This is a genomic window from Streptomyces sp. NPDC055189, assembly GCF_053606765.1.
Window position 1 is genome coordinate 30,961 of the sequence record NZ_JBSGSG010000076.1, and the last position, 16,681, is coordinate 47,641.

13 protein-coding genes are annotated in these 16,681 nt (G+C 70.3%); 10 read left to right on the forward strand and 3 right to left on the reverse strand.

What is annotated here, in order from left to right; genetic code table 11:
- Positions 1-26 precede the first annotated feature (26 nt).
- Positions 27-500 carry a metallopeptidase family protein gene (locus ACWFR3_RS36175; RefSeq protein ID WP_453738935.1) on the reverse strand — a complete coding sequence of 158 codons (474 nt, stop codon included), beginning with the start codon at positions 498-500 and terminating at the stop codon, positions 27-29.
- Between the two features lie 354 nt (positions 501-854).
- On the opposite strand from ACWFR3_RS36175, the gene ACWFR3_RS36180 reads away from it, so the two are divergent.
- From ACWFR3_RS36180 to ACWFR3_RS36210, 7 genes are all read left to right on the forward strand, one after another.
- Positions 855-1,229 carry a DUF3499 domain-containing protein gene (locus ACWFR3_RS36180; protein ID WP_453738936.1) on the forward strand — a complete coding sequence of 125 codons (375 nt, stop codon included), beginning with the start codon at positions 855-857 and terminating at the stop codon, positions 1,227-1,229.
- Positions 1,230-1,428: 199 nt separating this feature from the next.
- Positions 1,429-3,045: an L-lactate permease gene (locus ACWFR3_RS36185; RefSeq protein ID WP_453738937.1), complete on the forward strand. Its 1,617-nt coding sequence runs from the start codon at positions 1,429-1,431 to the stop codon at positions 3,043-3,045.
- Between the two features lie 183 nt (positions 3,046-3,228).
- Positions 3,229-4,593 carry a phosphomannomutase/phosphoglucomutase gene (locus tag ACWFR3_RS36190; RefSeq protein WP_453738938.1) on the forward strand — a complete coding sequence of 455 codons (1,365 nt, stop codon included), beginning with the start codon at positions 3,229-3,231 and terminating at the stop codon, positions 4,591-4,593.
- 240 nt (positions 4,594-4,833) lie between these two features.
- Positions 4,834-5,010 carry a Trm112 family protein gene (locus tag ACWFR3_RS36195; RefSeq protein WP_453738939.1) on the forward strand — a complete coding sequence of 59 codons (177 nt, stop codon included), beginning with the start codon at positions 4,834-4,836 and terminating at the stop codon, positions 5,008-5,010.
- 60 nt (positions 5,011-5,070) lie between these two features.
- Complete coding sequence (locus tag ACWFR3_RS36200) at positions 5,071-6,267, forward strand: SIS domain-containing protein (RefSeq protein ID WP_453738940.1); 1,197 nt, start codon at positions 5,071-5,073, stop codon at positions 6,265-6,267.
- A gap of 110 nt (positions 6,268-6,377) precedes the next feature.
- Positions 6,378-7,535, forward strand: a complete 1,158-nt coding sequence (gene manA / locus ACWFR3_RS36205) for a mannose-6-phosphate isomerase, class I (protein ID WP_453738941.1) — start codon at positions 6,378-6,380, stop codon at positions 7,533-7,535.
- A 132-nt stretch (positions 7,536-7,667) separates the two neighbouring features.
- A complete protein-coding gene (locus ACWFR3_RS36210) occupies positions 7,668-8,627 on the forward strand; it encodes a cation diffusion facilitator family transporter (RefSeq protein ID WP_453738942.1) in 960 nt (319 codons plus the stop codon).
- Between the two features lie 77 nt (positions 8,628-8,704).
- On the opposite strand, the gene ACWFR3_RS36215 is transcribed toward ACWFR3_RS36210, so the two are convergent.
- Positions 8,705-10,810 (reverse strand): fructose-specific PTS transporter subunit EIIC, encoded by a 2,106-nt coding sequence (locus ACWFR3_RS36215; RefSeq protein WP_453738943.1) that lies wholly within the window; start codon positions 10,808-10,810, stop codon positions 8,705-8,707.
- A gap of 407 nt (positions 10,811-11,217) precedes the next feature.
- Here ACWFR3_RS36215 and ahcY point away from each other — a divergent pair, with 407 nt between their 5' ends.
- Positions 11,218-12,675 (forward strand): adenosylhomocysteinase, encoded by a 1,458-nt coding sequence (ahcY, locus tag ACWFR3_RS36220; protein WP_453738944.1) that lies wholly within the window; start codon positions 11,218-11,220, stop codon positions 12,673-12,675.
- A gap of 644 nt (positions 12,676-13,319) precedes the next feature.
- Positions 13,320-13,934 carry a hypothetical protein gene (locus ACWFR3_RS36225; RefSeq protein WP_453738945.1) on the forward strand — a complete coding sequence of 205 codons (615 nt, stop codon included), beginning with the start codon at positions 13,320-13,322 and terminating at the stop codon, positions 13,932-13,934.
- A 16-nt stretch (positions 13,935-13,950) separates the two neighbouring features.
- Here the strand turns inward: ACWFR3_RS36225 and ACWFR3_RS36230 are convergent, their stop codons facing one another.
- A complete protein-coding gene (locus ACWFR3_RS36230; RefSeq protein ID WP_453738946.1) occupies positions 13,951-14,964 on the reverse strand; it encodes an RDD family protein in 1,014 nt (337 codons plus the stop codon).
- Positions 14,965-15,053: 89 nt separating this feature from the next.
- Here ACWFR3_RS36230 and ACWFR3_RS36235 point away from each other — a divergent pair, with 89 nt between their 5' ends.
- The gene (locus ACWFR3_RS36235) at positions 15,054-16,061 is read left to right on the forward strand and encodes a stage II sporulation protein M (protein ID WP_453738947.1); all 1,008 of its coding nucleotides are present in this window, start codon (positions 15,054-15,056) and stop codon (positions 16,059-16,061) included.
- Positions 16,062-16,681 lie beyond the last annotated feature (620 nt).

A 16,681-nucleotide genomic window follows, 5' to 3' on the forward strand; every position in this document is an offset into this window, starting at 1 on the left:
GGGCGGGCAGGGGCGCGGGGGAGCGGTCAGTCTTCTCCGTAGCGCGGGTCCACCGACTCGGGCGACAGCCCGAGGAGCTCGGCGACCTGCTCGACCACCACTTCGTGGACGAGCGCGGCCCGTTCGTCGCGCCCCTTGGTCCTGATCTCCACCGGACGCCGGTAGACGACCACGCGGGCGGGCCGCCCTTCGGAGGCCTCGATCGTGCCCCCGAGCGGCACGATGTCGTCGCTCCAGTCGTCCTCGCCCGAACCGGGGCCAGGACCCGCGGCCCGCCCCAGAGCGGGAACCTCGAGGACCAGGAACTCGATCTCGGTCAGCTGGGGCCACCGCCGCTCCAGGCGCTCCACGGAGTCCTGCACCAGGTCGGTGAAGACCTCGGCGCGGCTGGCGGACAGCGGCACCTGGGGAGGCGCGACGGGGCCGCGCATGCCCCTGCCGTGGCGGTCGCGACGGCGGGGCCTCGGTTCTGAGGTGGGGGGCTGTACGGGGTCGTCCATCACTGACGAAGAGTAGTCCTCGAGATCGCTGTTTCCGCACAGCTTCCACCGGGCTGCCGTACGGCTTCCGTAGGGCGTCTGTACGAGGCGCGGGATGTCGCCGCATGACCGTTCCGGTCAGCCTCGGGGCCGATTCCGCCTCTCCCCGGGACGGTCGATCTCGCGATGAGTGACGTGTTTTGCGCCAAGTGGTGACCGGATTCAACACCACTGACCACCCAGGCCTCTTGTGTCACCGCAGGTCAGCGAGGCGTCGCGCGAGCGTGCCGTGGCGCGGATCACAGCACGACACGGTGGGGTGACGTCGCGGGGCGTCGTCGCGGCCCGCTCAAGAGTGCGGTACCGTCCAACATCGTGAGCCCTGTACGTCGCTGTTCGCGCACCGCTTGCGGCCGTCCCGCCGTCGCGACGCTGACGTACGTCTACGCCGACTCGACCGCGGTCCTCGGCCCCCTCGCCACCTACGCCGAACCCCACTGCTACGACCTGTGTGCCGAGCACTCCGAGCGCCTCACCGCGCCCCGCGGCTGGGAGGTCGTCCGCCTCGCCGACGCCTCCGGTCCGGCCCGCCCCAGCGGTGACGATCTCGAAGCGCTCGCCAACGCGGTGCGCGAGGCGGCCCGCCCGCAGGAGCGTGCGGCGGAAGCGGGCGGCGGCCCCCGCAGGGCGGACCCGACGGAGGTCGCGCGCCGCGGCCATCTGCGTGTGCTGCGCTCACCGGATTCCTGAGCGGACCGCTTCCTTCGCTCCTGTACGCCCCTTCCTTCTTGTGTGCTCCTTCCCGTACGCCCCGCTACGTAGGCCCCCGTTGTTTAGCGCTGAACATTTTCTCTCGCGCGACCCATTGACGTGCCCATGCCGTCGACATGACCATTTCCCCCACTCGTGAGAGATCACTTTCCGCATCACGGAAACCGGGGAGCCGCCCGTGTACGTGCAGCAGCTGGAGCCCGTGGCCGACTCGCTCGGCCTGTCCGCCCTCATCGCGACCCTGCCCCTCCTCACCGTTCTCGTCCTGCTGGGCGTCGTCCGCATGAAGGCCCACCGCGCGGGCCTCATCGGCCTCGGCGTCGCCGCCCTTGTCGCCTGGCTCGTGTACGGGATGCCGCTCGGCCAGACGGCGTCCGGGGCCGCTCAAGGCGTCCTCTTCGGTCTTTTCCCCATCCTGTGGATCGTCGTCAACGCCCTGTGGGTGTACCGGATGACGGTGCGCACCCGGCACTTCGACATCCTGCGCCGCTCCTTCGGGCGGCTCTCGGACGATCCGCGCATCCAGGCCCTCGTCGTCGCCTTCTGCTTCGGGGCGCTCCTGGAGGCGCTCGCCGGCTTCGGGGCGCCCGTCGCCATCTCCGCGGTGATGCTGGTGGCGCTCGGCTTCGATCCGGTGAAGGCCGCCGTCGTCGCCCTCGTGGCCAACACCGCGCCCGTCGCGTTCGGCGCCATGGGCACCCCCGTGGTGACGCTCGCCCAGGTCACCGGGCTTCCGCTGGACACCGTCGCCACGGTCGTCGGCCGCCAGACACCGCTGCTCGCCCTCGTCGTGCCGCTGCTCCTGGTCGGCCTCGTGGACGGGCGGCGCGGGCTGCGCGAGACCTGGGTGCCCGCCCTCGCCTGCGGATTCGCCTTCGCCGCCGCCCAGTTCGCCGCGTCCAACTACGTCTCGGCCCAGCTTGCCGACATCGGGGCGGCGTTGGCGGGCGCGGGCGCCCTGGTGGCGGTGCCGAGCGCGCGCAGGCCGGCCTCGGAACCCGTACGCGTCGCGGTCCTCACCGGCGTACGCAGCGAAGACCTGGACCACGACGACCCGCGCCCCGAGATCCTGCGCGCCTACGCCCCGTACGCGCTCATCGTCGCCATCTTCTCGGTCGCCCAGATCCCGCCCGTCAAGGACCTGTTGGCCAAGGCGACGCAGACCTTCGACTGGCCCTTCCTGGACGTCGCCAACCCCGACGGTGACCCGGTCGGCGGCAATCTCTTCTCGCTGCCGCTCGTGGCGACGGGCGGGACGCTCGTGCTGATCGCCGGGATGGCCACGGCGGCCGTCATCGGGGTGCACGCGCGCGTGGCGGTGCGCGAATGGGCGGCGACCGTGCACGAACTGCGGTTCGCGATCCTCACCGTGACCTCCGTGCTCGCCCTCGCGTACGTGATGAACCTGTCCGGGCAGGCCGCCACCATCGGCCACTTCGTGGCGGCGGCGGGAGCGGGGCTCGCCTTCCTGTCGCCGGTGCTCGGCTGGTTCGGCGTCGCGGTCTCCGGCTCGGACACCTCCGCCAACGCGCTCTTCGGCGCGCTCCAGGTGACGGCGGCCCAGCAGTCCGGCCTCTCGCCCGAACTGCTCGCGGCCGCCAACAGTTCGGGCGGCGTGCTCGGCAAGATGATCTCCCCGCAGAATCTGACGATCGCGTGCGCGGCCGTCGGACTCGCGGGCAAGGAGGGCGATCTGCTGCGCAAGGTGCTGCCCTGGAGCCTCGGCCTGCTGCTCGTGATGTGCCTGATCGTGGTGGGGCAGAGCACGGCGGTGCTCGGCTGGATGCTGCCGTGACGAGGACCTGGATGCGGCCGTGACGAGGAGCTGGCGGTGACCGCGGGAACCGGGCGACGACCAGCAACGATCATGGCTTCATGACGTTCACGGCTGGTTGTCGGTTGTTGCGGGTAGTTTGGGGTGGCCGACGAAGACTCGCCGGAATCGCTGAACTCGCAGAACCTGCAGAGAGGGTTGGCCGTGACTGCTGATCTGTCCCAGATCGTGAAGGCGTACGACGTGCGCGGGGTGGTCCCGGACCAGTGGGACGAGTCCTTGGCCGAGCTGTTCGGCGCCGCCTTCGCGAAGGTGACGGGCGCGGACGCGATCGTGACCGGGCACGACATGCGGCCGTCGTCGCCCGGCCTGGCCCGTGCCTTCGCGCGCGGGGCGGCGGCGCTCGGGGTGGACGTCACCGAGATCGGCCTCTGCTCCACGGACCAGCTCTACTACGCGTCGGGTGCGCTGAACCTGCCGGGCGCGATGTTCACGGCCTCGCACAACCCCGCGCAGTACAACGGCATCAAGATGTGCCGCGCGGGCGCCGCCCCGGTCGGCCAGGACACCGGCCTCGCCGAGATCCGCGCACTGGTGGAGGGCTGGTCGGAGTCGGGCGCCCCGGAGGCCGCGGCCACGCCCGGCACGCTCACGCAGCGCGACACCCTGGGGGACTACGCGGCGCACTTGCGCGGCCTGGTGGACCTGACCTCCATCCGCCCCCTGAAGGTCGTCGTCGACGCGGGCAACGGCATGGGCGGGCACACCGTCCCGACGGTCTTCGAGGGCCTGCCGCTCACGCTCGTGCCGATGTACTTCGAACTGGACGGCACGTTCCCCAACCACGAGGCCAACCCCCTGGACCCGAAGAACATCGTGGACCTCCAGGAGCGGGTCCGGGCGGAGGGCGCCGACCTCGGCATCGCCTTCGACGGCGACGCGGACCGCTGCTTCGTCGTCGACCAGGACGGCGCCCCGGTCTCCCCGTCGGCGATCACCGCCCTGGTCGCCTCGCGCGAGCTGGCGCGCAACGGCGGCAAGGGCACGGTCATCCACAACCTCATCACCTCCTGGTCGGTGCCCGAGGTCGTGCGGGAGAACGGCGGCACGCCGGTGCGTACCCGGGTGGGCCACTCCTTCATCAAGGAGGAGATGGCCAAGACCGGCGCCATCTTCGGCGGCGAGCACTCGGCGCACTACTACTTCCGCGACTTCTGGAACGCGGACACGGGCATGCTGGCCGCCCTCCACGTCCTGGCGGCGCTCGGCGGCCAGGACGGCCCGCTGTCGGCCCTCGTCGCCCAGTACGACCGCTACGCCGCCTCCGGCGAGATCAACTCCACGGTCGACGACCAGACGGCCCGCCTCGCCGCGATCAAGGCGAAGTACACCGACCAGGAGGGCGTCACCATCGACGAACTCGACGGCCTCACCATCACGGCCACCGACTGGTGGTTCAACGTCCGAGCCTCCAACACGGAACCCCTCCTGCGCCTGAACGTAGAAGCAAGAGACGAACAGACAATGACCAAGGCACGCGACGAGGCCCTGGCAATCATCAGGGGCTAGCAACCACAGGCGTTCGCGGCCAGGTGCCCACCCCGGCCGCCCCCGTTTGTGGGCAGGCGTTCCGCAAGGCGGAACGGGTGGGCACAAACGCCCCACCGGCCCGCAGCCAAAGAACGACGCGCAGCACCCCAAGGGGGCCTGGGGCGAAGCCCCGGCAGTACACAACCCCAGGCCCAGGGGCCAGAGGTACGCTGAGCAGGCCACATCCCGCACCCCACCCCGCTCGAAGGGACCCACCCCATGCCGCTCGAAGCCGGCCTCCTGGAGATCCTCGCCTGCCCGGCCTGCCACGCCCCCCTCAAGGAGGCGGACACGGAGCTGGTCTGCACGGCAGCAGGCAAGGACTGCGGCCTCGCCTACCCCGTCCGCGACGGCATCCCGGTACTCCTCGTCGACGAGGCCCGCCGCCCCGCGTAAAGCCCAAGAAGCGCGACCGGCGGCGCCCCGCCGTCGCCCGGCGAATCGGAGGCCCGACCCATGCTCGACGAATCGCTGCTCGACGCCCCCGAGGCCCTCGCCGTGGCGGACCGCCGCGGCCTCCTCCGCGGCGCCGCAGAAGCAGGAGCCCGCGTCCGTACGGCGGTCCGGCACGCCACGGAGGCCGGCCTCACGCAGCTCAAGCCGGACGGCCGCCCCCGCGCCATCCTGATCGCGGGCCCCGGCACCGCCGCCACCTGCGTGGCCGACCTGCTCGGCACCCTCGCGGGAGCGGGCTGCCCCGTGATCCGCCTCGCCCCCACCGGCGTGGCCCCCGCGGCAGGCGCCCTGCGCTGGGCGCTCCCCGGCTGGGCGGGCCCCCTGGACCTGCTGCTCGTCGCCACCCCGGACGGCACGGAGCCCGGCCTCGAACTCCTCGCCGAGCAGGCCTACCGCCGCGGCTGCACCGTCGTCGCCGTGGCCCCCGCCCGTACCCCCCTCGCCGAGGGCGTCGAAGGCACGCACGGCCTCACGGTCCCGATGGCCACATCGCCGTACGGGGAGTACGAAGCCCCGCACGACGGAGAGCGCGCCTCGGGGACGTACGAAGCACGACGCGTGAGCGACGAGGCCGCCGCGTCCGCCCCGGCCACCCTCTGGGCGCTGCTCGTCCCGCTGCTCATCCTCCTGGACCGCACCGGCCTGATCACCGCACCGGCCGAGACCCTGGAGAAGATCGCCGACCGCCTCGACCACGTCGCGGAACGTTGCGGTCCGGTCATCGCGACGCACAGCAACCCCGCCAAGACACTCGCCGCCGAACTCGCCGACGCCCTGCCGGTGATCTGGACCGAGGACCGGCTGGCGGGTCCCGTCGGCCGGCGTTTCGCCGCCACGCTCGCCGAGCTGGCCGGGCACCCGGCGGTCGCGGGCGAACTGCCCGAGGCGCTGCCCGCGCACGGCGCCCTGCTCGCCGGTCACCTGGCCCCCGGTGCGGACGGCGACGACTTCTTCCGCGACCGCGTCGAGGAACCCCAGCACCTGCGGGCCCGCGTCGTCCTGCTCCGCGACCGCCCGGTGGACGCGGGCGGCCTCAGCGCCGCGCCCGCTGCCCGCGAGCTCGCCCACAGCCACGACGTCGCGATCAGCGAGCTCGAACCGGAGGACGGCGACGACCTGGAGACCCTCGCGGAGCTGATCGCCGTCACGGATTTCGCCGCCGTTTACCTGGCGCTCGCCCCGAGGGACGGATCATGACCGCAGCACGGCTCATGACCGCAGCCCGTTCATGAGCGCACGGGCTGCATGACCCGGCACTCGCCACCGAACACCCCGCACCGCGCACGTACGTAAGGGAGACCCCCTCCGTGGACCGCCTCACCAACACCATCCGCCCCTACGCCTGGGGTTCCACCACCGCCATCGCCGAGCTCACCGGCGTCGAGCCGACCGGTGAGCCGCAGGCCGAGATGTGGATGGGCGCACACCCCGGCGCGCCCTCGCGCACCGAGCGCGGTCCGCTCGACGAGGTGATCGACGAGGACCCGGGGCGGGAGCTCGGCAGGGCGGCGGTCGCCAGGTTCGGCCCGCGCCTGCCCTTCCTCCTCAAGCTCCTCGCGGCGGGCGCCCCGCTCTCCCTCCAGGTGCACCCCGACCTGGAGCAGGCGCGGGAGGGTTACGAGGACGAAGAGAGCCGGGGCGTCCCGGTCGACGCCCCGAACCGCAACTACAAGGACGCCAACCACAAGCCCGAACTGATCTGCGCGCTCACGGAGTTCGACGGCCTCTGCGGCTTCCGCGACCCCGTCGAGGCCGCGGACCTGCTCGCCGGTCTCGGCGTCGACTCCGTGAAGCCGTACGTCGACCTCCTGCACGCCAAGCCGCAGGACGGCGCCCTGCGCGAGGTCCTGACGGCCGTCCTGACCGCCGACCCCGAGGAGATGGCGGCCACCGTCACCGAGGTCACCGAGGCCGCCGAGCGCCTCGGCGGCGCCTACGCCCCGTACGCGGGCATCGCGCGCCACTACCCCGGCGACCCCGGCGTCATCGCGGCGATGCTCCTCAACCACGTCCGACTCCAGCCCGGCGAGGCACTGTTCCTCGGCGCCGGAGTCCCGCACGCCTACCTCGACGGCCTCGGCGTCGAGATCATGGCCAACTCGGACAACGTGCTGCGCTGCGGCCTGACCCCCAAGCACGTCGACGTACCCGAACTCCTGCGCATCGTCCGCTTCGAGCCGACCGACCCCGGCGTCCTGCGCCCCGAGGCATCACCGGACGGCGAAGAGGTCTACGAAACCCCGATCGACGAGTTCCGCCTCTCCCGCTTCGTCCTCCCCGAGGGCGCGGCGGGACCGCACGACCTCACGGCCGCGACGCCGCAGATCCTGCTCTGCGTCGCGGGCTCGGTCCGCGTCGGCGACGCCGGGGAACTCACGCCCGGACAGTCGGTGTTCGTCCCCGCGGACGAAAAGACCGAAGTGTCCGGAGTGGGTACGGTCTTCCGTGCCACTGTGGTGGCCTGACTCACCACCAGCGCCTCGTGCTGCAACAATGACCCACCGCAAAGGGCGGGCAAAGCAGCGCCGCCCGGCCGGCAGGCAGTACTGCCGGCCGTGGACGAGGAACGTACGCAGGCGAAGGGACAACGGGCACACATGAGCGCGTCAGGCGGAACAAAGGCGATTGTCGCGGCACTCGCCGCGAACCTCGCGATCGCGGTGGCGAAGTTCGTCGCGTTCATCTTCAGTGGCTCGTCGTCGATGCTCGCCGAGAGCGTGCACTCGCTCGCGGACTCGGGCAACCAGGGGCTGCTGCTCCTCGGCGGCAAGAAGGCGCAGCGCGAGGCCACCCCGCAACACCCCTTCGGGTACGGCCGCGAGCGCTACATCTACGCCTTCCTGGTCTCCATCGTGCTCTTCTCGGTCGGCGGCATGTTCGCGATCTACGAGGGCTACGAGAAGATCAAGCACCCGCACGAGCTGGAGCACTGGTACTGGCCGGTGGGTGTCCTGGTGTTCGCGATCATCGCCGAGAGCTTCTCCTTCCGTACGGCGATCAAGGAGTCGAACCACACGCGCGGCAGCCTCACCTGGACGCAGTTCGTCCGCCGCGCGAAGGCCCCCGAGCTGCCGGTCGTGCTCCTGGAGGACCTCGGCGCGCTCGTCGGTCTGATTCTGGCCCTCGGCGGCGTAGGCCTCGCGCTCGCGACGGGCGACGGCGTCTGGGACGGCATCGGCACGCTCTGCATCGGCGTCCTGCTCATCCTGATCGCGATCATCCTCGCCGCGGAGACGAAGTCCCTGCTTTTGGGCGAGGCCGCGGGCACGGACGAGGTCGAGAAGATCGAGAAGGCCCTGGTCGACGGCGAGACGGTCACCCGCGTCATCCACATGCGCACGCTGCACCTCGGCCCCGAGGAGCTCCTCGTCGCCGCCAAGGTCGCCGTCCAGCACGACGACACGGCCGCCGAGGTGGCCGCGGCCATAAACGCCGCCGAGGAGCGCATCCGCACGGCGGTCCCGATCGCCCGCGTGATCTACCTGGAGCCGGACATCTACAGCGAGGCGGCCGCCGCCGAGGGCACGAACCCGGCGAAGGCGCCGGGCGGTCACTGATTTTCTGAGTACGTACGCCGATGGGGCCCCGCACCGTGCAGGTGCGGGGCCCCATCTTCGTACGGGAACTGCCGGAGCTACTGAACCTCGCGCAGCACCCCGAGGATCGCCGCTTCGTCGGGCGCGGCCTCCAGGCGCTCACGGAAGCCGGTGTCCATCAGCTTGCGCGAGAGCAGCGCGAGAATCCGCAGGTGCTCGTCGCCCGCGGCGGCCTCCGGCACGGAGATCATGAAGATCAGCTTGGCCTTCGTACCGTCGATGGCACCCCACTCAATGCCTTCCGCCGACCGCGCGAACCCGACGACCGGCGAGGTCACCGCATCGGTCTTGGCGTGCGGGATGGCGATCTCCTCGCCGAGCCCCGTGGTGCCCTGGGCCTCGCGGCGCAGAGCGGTCCGCACGAGCTCCTCGACGTCCGTGACCTTGCCGGTGGCGGCAAGGAGGTTCGCCATCTCGCGGATCGCGGAGTCCTTGTCGGCGGAGTCCAGCTGGACCTTGACGGTCTGCTCGGTGAGATAGCCGGAGAGGACTTCGTCGTCGGCCTCGGGAGAGGAGGCCGCGGCTGCGGCCGGAGCGGCTGCCGCGGGCGCCTTCTGAGGGGCCGGGGTCGCCGACGCCCTGGAGGCTACGGTCCCGGAGCCCGCGCCCGTACCCACGCCCGCGAGCACCGGCTCGGGACCGCCCGGTACGTCGACGACCGGCGCCCCGCGCCGCTTGCGCTCGCTGAGGTCGACCAGGGTGACTGTGGTGAGGGCGGTGACGACGGCGCCGATGACGATCGCGATGAAGAACATCGGTACGCCACCGACGGCACCCAGGACCGCCACGATCGGCCCACCGTGCGGCACCGCGTCCTCGACGCCCGCCTGTCCTGCGATCGCACCGGCGACCGCGCCACCGAGCATGTTCGCGGGAATGACCTGCGCGGGCCTGGCCGCGGCGAACGGAATCGCACCCTCCGAGATCCCGAAGAAGCCCATGAACAGGGCGGCAAGACCGGTCTCCCGTTCCTGCTCGCTGTAGAGCCGCTTGCGGATCAGCGTCGCGAGCCCCTGCCCGAGCGGCATGACCGGGATCGCGGCGGCGCACATGCCCATGACGGTCTGGTTGCCGGTCGCGATGAGCCCCGTGCCGAACAGGAACGCCGTCTTGTTGACCGGCCCGCCCATGTCGAAAGCGATCATGAGCCCGAGAATCGCGCCGAGCAGGATCGCGCTGGTGCCGGTCATACCGCTGAGCCAGCTGGTCAGATGCTCGAAGATCCACGAGATCGGCTTCCCGATGACGTAGATGAAGAAGAGACCGAGTGCCGTCGTCGCGACGATGGGGATCACGATGATCGGCATGATCGGCTGGGCGAACTTCGGGACCTTGACCTTCTTGATCCACAGCACCAGATAACCGGCGAGGAAGCCGGTCACGATGGCCCCGATGAAGCCCGCACCGGCCTTGGAGTCGTACAGCTCACCGGTGTTGGCGATGAAGCCGCCGATCATGCCCGGCACCAGCGCGGGCCGGTCGCCGATCGCGTACGCGATATAGCCGGAGAGGATCGGCACCATCAGCGTGAACCCGATGACACCGATGTCGTTGACGTGCTTCCAGAACGAGCCGTCGGGGATGACGAGCCCGCCCTGAGGGTCGGTGTGGCCGCCGAGCGAGAGCGAGATCGCGATCAGCAGCCCGCCGACCACGACGAACGGAATCATGTACGAGACGCCGTTCATCAGCGCCTTGTACGCGAGGCTGCGCTCCTTGCCGCCACCGCCACCACCGCCACCGGAGGACGCCGCGGCGGAACCGCCGTCACCGCTGCCGCCGCCGTGCACGGGCGCGCTCTGCACCTGCTCGATCAGTCGCTCCGGGTGGCTGATGCCCTCGGACACCCCGACGGACAGGATGCGCTTGCCCGCGAAACGGTCGCGGTCGACATCCTTGTCGGCCGCGATGATGATGCCGTCAGCCTCCCTGACATCGTTGTCAGTCAGAACATTCTCGGCACCGATGGAGCCCTGCGTCTCCACCTTCATGTCGATGCCGAGGCTCTCCGCCGCCTGCGAGAGCTTCTCCGCCGCCATGTACGTGTGAGCGATACCGGTCGGACAGGCGGTCACTGCGAGCAGCTTGAGCTTCTTCTGCTCGCCGCTGCTCCCGCCTATGGGGGGATCGGCCGGACGGGTCACGTGGATCTCCTAACGCCTTTAACGCCTTCGTCAAACAAGATCGCGCAAATGTTCCCGATCTCAAGGCATCCTGCAACACGCACGCGCAGGTTCAAAAGCGCAAAGGTCCCGAATGTGCGGGTACGTGGCCCTGTACGTGTCCCTGTCCGTGTCCCCGCCCGCGGGGAGCGCACCCGTGGTGACACCCGGGAGGCGGGCTGGGGCTCGCTGGGCCAATCGGTGTAGCTTTGTGACCGAGCCAGACGTCGCTGCTGATGGCGGTCGGGCGGTGCCTTTACGGGCACCGGCCGAGGGAGAGAGGGCCTCCGACGGACTGCGCTGCTGCGCGCCGGTGCTTCTCCGTGCCGTCGTCGCAGGTCAGCCATGTCCACCCACCCTCGATCAATCCCACGAGGAGCAGCTCACCAATGTCGACTCTCATCAACGGCCAGGACTTCAAGGTCGCCGATCTCTCCCTCGCCGACTTCGGCCGCAAGGAGATCACCCTCGCCGAGCACGAGATGCCCGGCCTGATGTCGATCCGCAAGGAGTTCGCGGCCACCCAGCCGCTGGCCGGCGCCCGCATCATGGGCTCGCTGCACATGACCGTGCAGACCGCCGTCCTCATCGAGACCCTGGTCGCCCTGGGCGCCGAGGTCCGCTGGGTCTCCTGCAACATCTTCTCCACCCAGGACCACGCCGCCGCGGCCATCGCCGTCGGCCCGAACGGCACCCCGGACGACCCGCAGGGCATCCCGGTCTTCGCCTGGAAGGGCGAGACCCTTGAGGAGTACTGGTGGTGCACGGAGCAGGCGCTGACCTGGCCGAACACCCCCACCGGCGGCCCGAACATGATCCTGGACGACGGTGGCGACGCCACCCTCCTCGTCCACAAGGGCGTCGAGTACGAGAAGGACGGCAAGGTCCCCTCCGAGGACACCGCCGAGTCGGACGAGCACCGCGTCATCCTTCAGCTCCTCAACCGCACCATCACCGAAGGCTCGCAGAAGTGGACCCAGCTCGCCTCTGAGATCCGCGGCGTGACGGAGGAGACCACGACCGGTGTCCACCGTCTGTACGAGATGCACCGCGACGGCACCCTTCTCTTCCCGGCGATCAACGTGAACGACGCCGTCACGAAGTCGAAGTTCGACAACAAGTACGGCTGCCGCCACTCCCTCGTCGACGGCATCAACCGCGCCACGGACGTCCTGATCGGCGGCAAGACCGCCCTCATCTGCGGCTACGGCGATGTCGGCAAGGGCTGTGCCGAGTCGCTCCGCGGCCAGGGCGCGCGCGTGATCATCACCGAGGTCGACCCGATCTGCGCCCTGCAGGCGGCGATGGACGGCTTCCAGGTCACGACGCTCGACGAGGTCGTCGACAAGGTCGACATCTTCGTCACCACGACGGGCAACAAGGACATCATCATGGCCTCGGACATGGCCAAGATGAAGCACCAGGCGATCGTCGGGAACATCGGCCACTTCGACAACGAGATCGACATGGCCGGCCTCGCGAAGATCCCCGGCATCGTCAAGGACGAGGTCAAGCCGCAGGTCCACACGTGGACGTTCCCCGACGGCAAGGTCCTCATCGTCCTGTCCGAGGGCCGCCTGCTGAACCTGGGCAACGCGACGGGCCACCCGTCCTTCGTGATGTCCAACTCCTTCGCGGACCAGACCCTGGCCCAGATCGAGCTGTTCACCAAGCAGGAGGAGTACCCGACCGACGTCTACGTCCTCCCCAAGCACCTCGACGAGAAGGTCGCCCGCCTCCACCTGGACTCGCTCGGCGTGAAGCTCACGACGCTGCGCCCCGAGCAGGCCTCGTACATCGGCGTAGAGGTAGAGGGCCCGTACAAGCCGGACCACTACCGCTACTGATCAACCCTGCCGCCGGGACGCACCGCCCCGGCCCTTGGTTCATCCGCAGGCCTCCGCCCACCAGGGCGGGGGCCTGCGCCCGTGGAGGGCGCCCCACCCACAGCCCGACGCCCACGGCACGACTGACTACCCCCACAGACACAATCTCCCCAGCGCCCCTCCGTCCCGCCGGCGGGACGATCCCCACGCCCGCTGCACCTGTTCCCGCCCCGGATCTGCGCCACCGCGAGCCGGGTGGTCAGCCGCCGGCCCTTGTGCCTGAGCCCGCACCGGGTCCGCGCCACCGCGAACCGGGCAGTCAGCCCCCAGCCCTCAGGCCGCAGCCGACGGAACCTGTCCGCGCCCGCCCAGGCCCCCTCGCAACCCGGTGCCCATCAGCCCGAAGCCGCGCAGCCGAGCCTGACCCCCAGCCGACCCAGGCCCCCAGCACACCCGGGCCCGAGCGACGCAGACTCACGGCTGGCCTACCTTGGCTTCGACCCCGACCTCCCGACAGCAGCCGACAGCCGACCGCCCGAGGCCGAATTTGGCGCGTCCCCGTCCCCGTGCACGTCCCCCGCCCCAGCAGGCCCGCGGACAAGAATCACCCCCGGCCTAGAACCACCCCCGGCCTACAACCAACCCCCGACAAGGACCGAGCCCCCATGCCCCGCGGCCACTATTCGCTTCACGACCCGCACGACCACACCCCCCTCGGTGAAGAACACTTCCACTGCGCCCCCGGCCCCTCCGGCTGGCGCTACGTCGCCCAGCGGAACGCACCCTCAGGCGACCCCACCGGCTCCGTCGACCTCGCCCTCGACGAACTCGGCCGCCCCATCCGCCTCGAACTCCACGCGGGGGACTGGCAGATCCGCGCCGCTGCCATCGACGGCGTCACCTGGGTCCGCACCGACCCCACCGGAACCCACGCCACGGAAGACAACGCCCCCGCCCACGCCTTCACCGGCACATCCCCCGCATTCCTCATCGCGACCACACGCCTGCTGCGCCTCACCCCCGGTTCCCCCGCGACCCGCGTCCGCCTCGTCGCCTTCACCGACCCGGTCCTGGCCCCCCGCACCCTCGACCAGTCCTGGGCCTTGCTCAAAAGCGAAGCACACGCCACTGACAACGGCCCGCTGATCGTGGACGAATACCAGGTCACAGCCCTGGACACCGGCGAGCAGCACGCCATCCACATCACGGGCGACGTCGTACTCTCGGCCCCCGGCATCGAGCTCGAGAACCTAGAATCCCCGCCCTCGACGTTCGCCTGACGCCGGCCCCGCAGACCTACGCGGGCGGCACGAACCCAGTGCCGGGCGACGCGGCATCCGCACCGCCCCGCTCAGCGGCCGGCGGCGGCGCCACATCACGCGGCTCCTGTCCGACCGTCGGCGCAACCGGCGCAACCGGCGCAACCGGCGCAACCGGCGCAACCGGCGCAACCGGCGCAACCGGCGCAACCGGCGCAACCGGCCCCGCCGGGTAAGCCGGGTGAGAGACAGGCCCCGCCGGCACACCCCCGCCCGGATACCCCACGGGCGCCGCCGCGTGCCCACCCCCGAACGCCCGCCGAGCGTCCCGCGCCTGCCGCTCCCGCACGACCGCCGCCAGATACGCGGCCGGCGGCACACCTTGCGGAGCCGGCGCCCCCGTACGCTCCGCGAGATCCCCGGCAAGCCGCTCCGCCATCGCCCAGCCGACCTGCGGATCCAACTGCCCCATCCGCGTCAGGTACTGCCGGATCGCCAGCCACAGCGCCTCCGGCACCCCGGACAGATCGAGCCCGGAGAACCGCCCCGCGAGCCAGGGCGGCGGCGGAGGAATGAAAGCCGTCTGCCCGACAGGCACCCGCTCCCGTACGACAAGCGTCCCCGCGAACACATCCCCGAGCCGCCGCCCCCGCGCCGACACCAGCGAGGCGATGCACGCGACGACCCCGAACGTCAGCAGAATCTCGACGACCCCCACCGCACCCCGCACCAAGGCGTGCCGGAAACGAATCGGCCCCCCGTCGTCCCGCACCACCCGCAGCCCGCACGCCATCTTGCCCAGCGACCTCCCATGGCTGAGCGTCTCCACCGCGATCGGCCCACCGACCAGGATCAGTACGAAGCTGGCGACGGCGACCGCCGCGGCCGCGGCGTCGTCCAAGGAGGACGTGGAAGCCACGATCCCAATGGTCACCCCCAGGTAGACCGCCCAGACCACCGCCAAGTCGATCAGTACGGCGAGCCCCCGGCTCGGCAGCTTCGCCGGGCGCAGCTCAAGCGCCACCGCCTCGCCCGTCACAAGCTCACTCACGCCAGCCGCCCTTCCCTGCCCTGCCCTCGGAACCGCCAGTCTGCCAAGCTGAGGCAGCATCGCGCCGTAGTACGAGGAGCAGCCACCTGATGGACCTCGACGTCTTCGTCTCCGCCCACCGAGCAGAGTGGGACCGACTCGACGCCCTGCTGCGCCGTCAGCGCCGCCTCAACGGAGCCGAGACCGACGAACTCGTCGCCCTCTACCAACGCACGGCCACGCACCTCTCGCTGATCCAGTCCAGCGCCCCTGATCCGCAGCTCACCGGCCGCCTCACTCGCCTAGTGGCACGCGCGCGTAGTGCCGTGACAGGCACCCGCCGCGCTTCCTGGCGCGACGCCACACACTTCCTGACCCACGGTTTCCCGGCAGCGGTCTACCGCTCCCGCCACTGGTGGGTCCCGACGGCCCTGCTCTCGACGGCCCTCGCGGTCATCATCGGCTGGTGGATCGCCACCCACCCGGAGGTCCAGTCCTCCATCGCGGCCCCCGGCGAACTGCGCGAGCTCACCCGCCCCGGTGGTGAGTACGAGACGTACTACTCGAGCCACCCAGCGGCGTCGTTCGCCGCCCAGGTGTGGACGAACAACGCCCAGGCAGCGGCGATGTGCCTGGTCCTGGGCGCCTTCCTCTGCTTCCCCGTCATCTGGATCCTCTTCCAGAACATGCTGAACGTGGGCGTAGGCATCGGCCTGATGTCCTCCGCCGACCGCCTCGACACGTTCCTGGGCCTGATCCTCCCGCACGGCCTCCTCGAACTGACGGCGGTCTTCGTGGCCGCGGGCACAGGCCTGCGCCTCGGCTGGACGCTCATCGATCCGGGCCCGCGCTCACGCCGGACAGCCCTCGCAGAAGAGGGCCGAGCGGCTCTCGGCATGGCGGTGGGCCTGGCCCTGATCCTGTTCATCTCCGGGGCCATCGAAGGCTTCGTCACCCCCTCCGGCCTGCCGACCTGGGCCCGCATCAGCATCGGAATCGCCGCTGAACTGGCCTTCCTCGCCTACGTCTACGTCCTGGGCGGCAGGGCTGCCCGAGCCGGCGCCACAGGCGACCTGGACCCCGCGGAGCGCAGCGCCACGGTCCCCACTGCGGCGTGATGTGCGTCGGCCCCTGCTGACCTGCTAGTCTCCTCGACGCCCCAGAAAAACCGTTGACACGGAAGGACTGGGGAGGTAGATTCGAACAGTTGCCTAGAACTGGACAAGTCCAGTGGCGGCAGTTAATATCTGCCTGCTTCTTGATTCTCATAAGCCAAGAAGCCACTCCCGATAAATCAGAAACACCAGGCCGGTAAGACCGGCCGAAAACTTCTGATAAAGTCGGAACCGCCGGAAAGGGAAACGCGAAAGCCGAAAGGTCGGAGCGGGAACCGGAAAGGCACCGAGGAAAATCGGACACGAAAGAGTCTGATAGAGTCGGAAACGCAAGACAGCGAGAACAGCAAGACAAAAGAAACACCGAAGGGAAGCGCCCGGAGGAAAGCCCGAGAGGGTGAGTACAAAGGAAGCGTCCGTTCCTTGAGAACTCAACAGCGTGCCAAAAGTCAACGCCAGATTGACAACCCCGTCTCGGCCATCACGGCCGGACGCGGTTCCTTTGAAAAGTCCACCCCTCGGGGTGGCAACATCAGCGAGGACGCTGTGAACCGGAAGATTATTCCTCTTCCTGGTTCCGCTCAACGCGGATGCGCACCCGATTACGGGTAAACATTCACGGA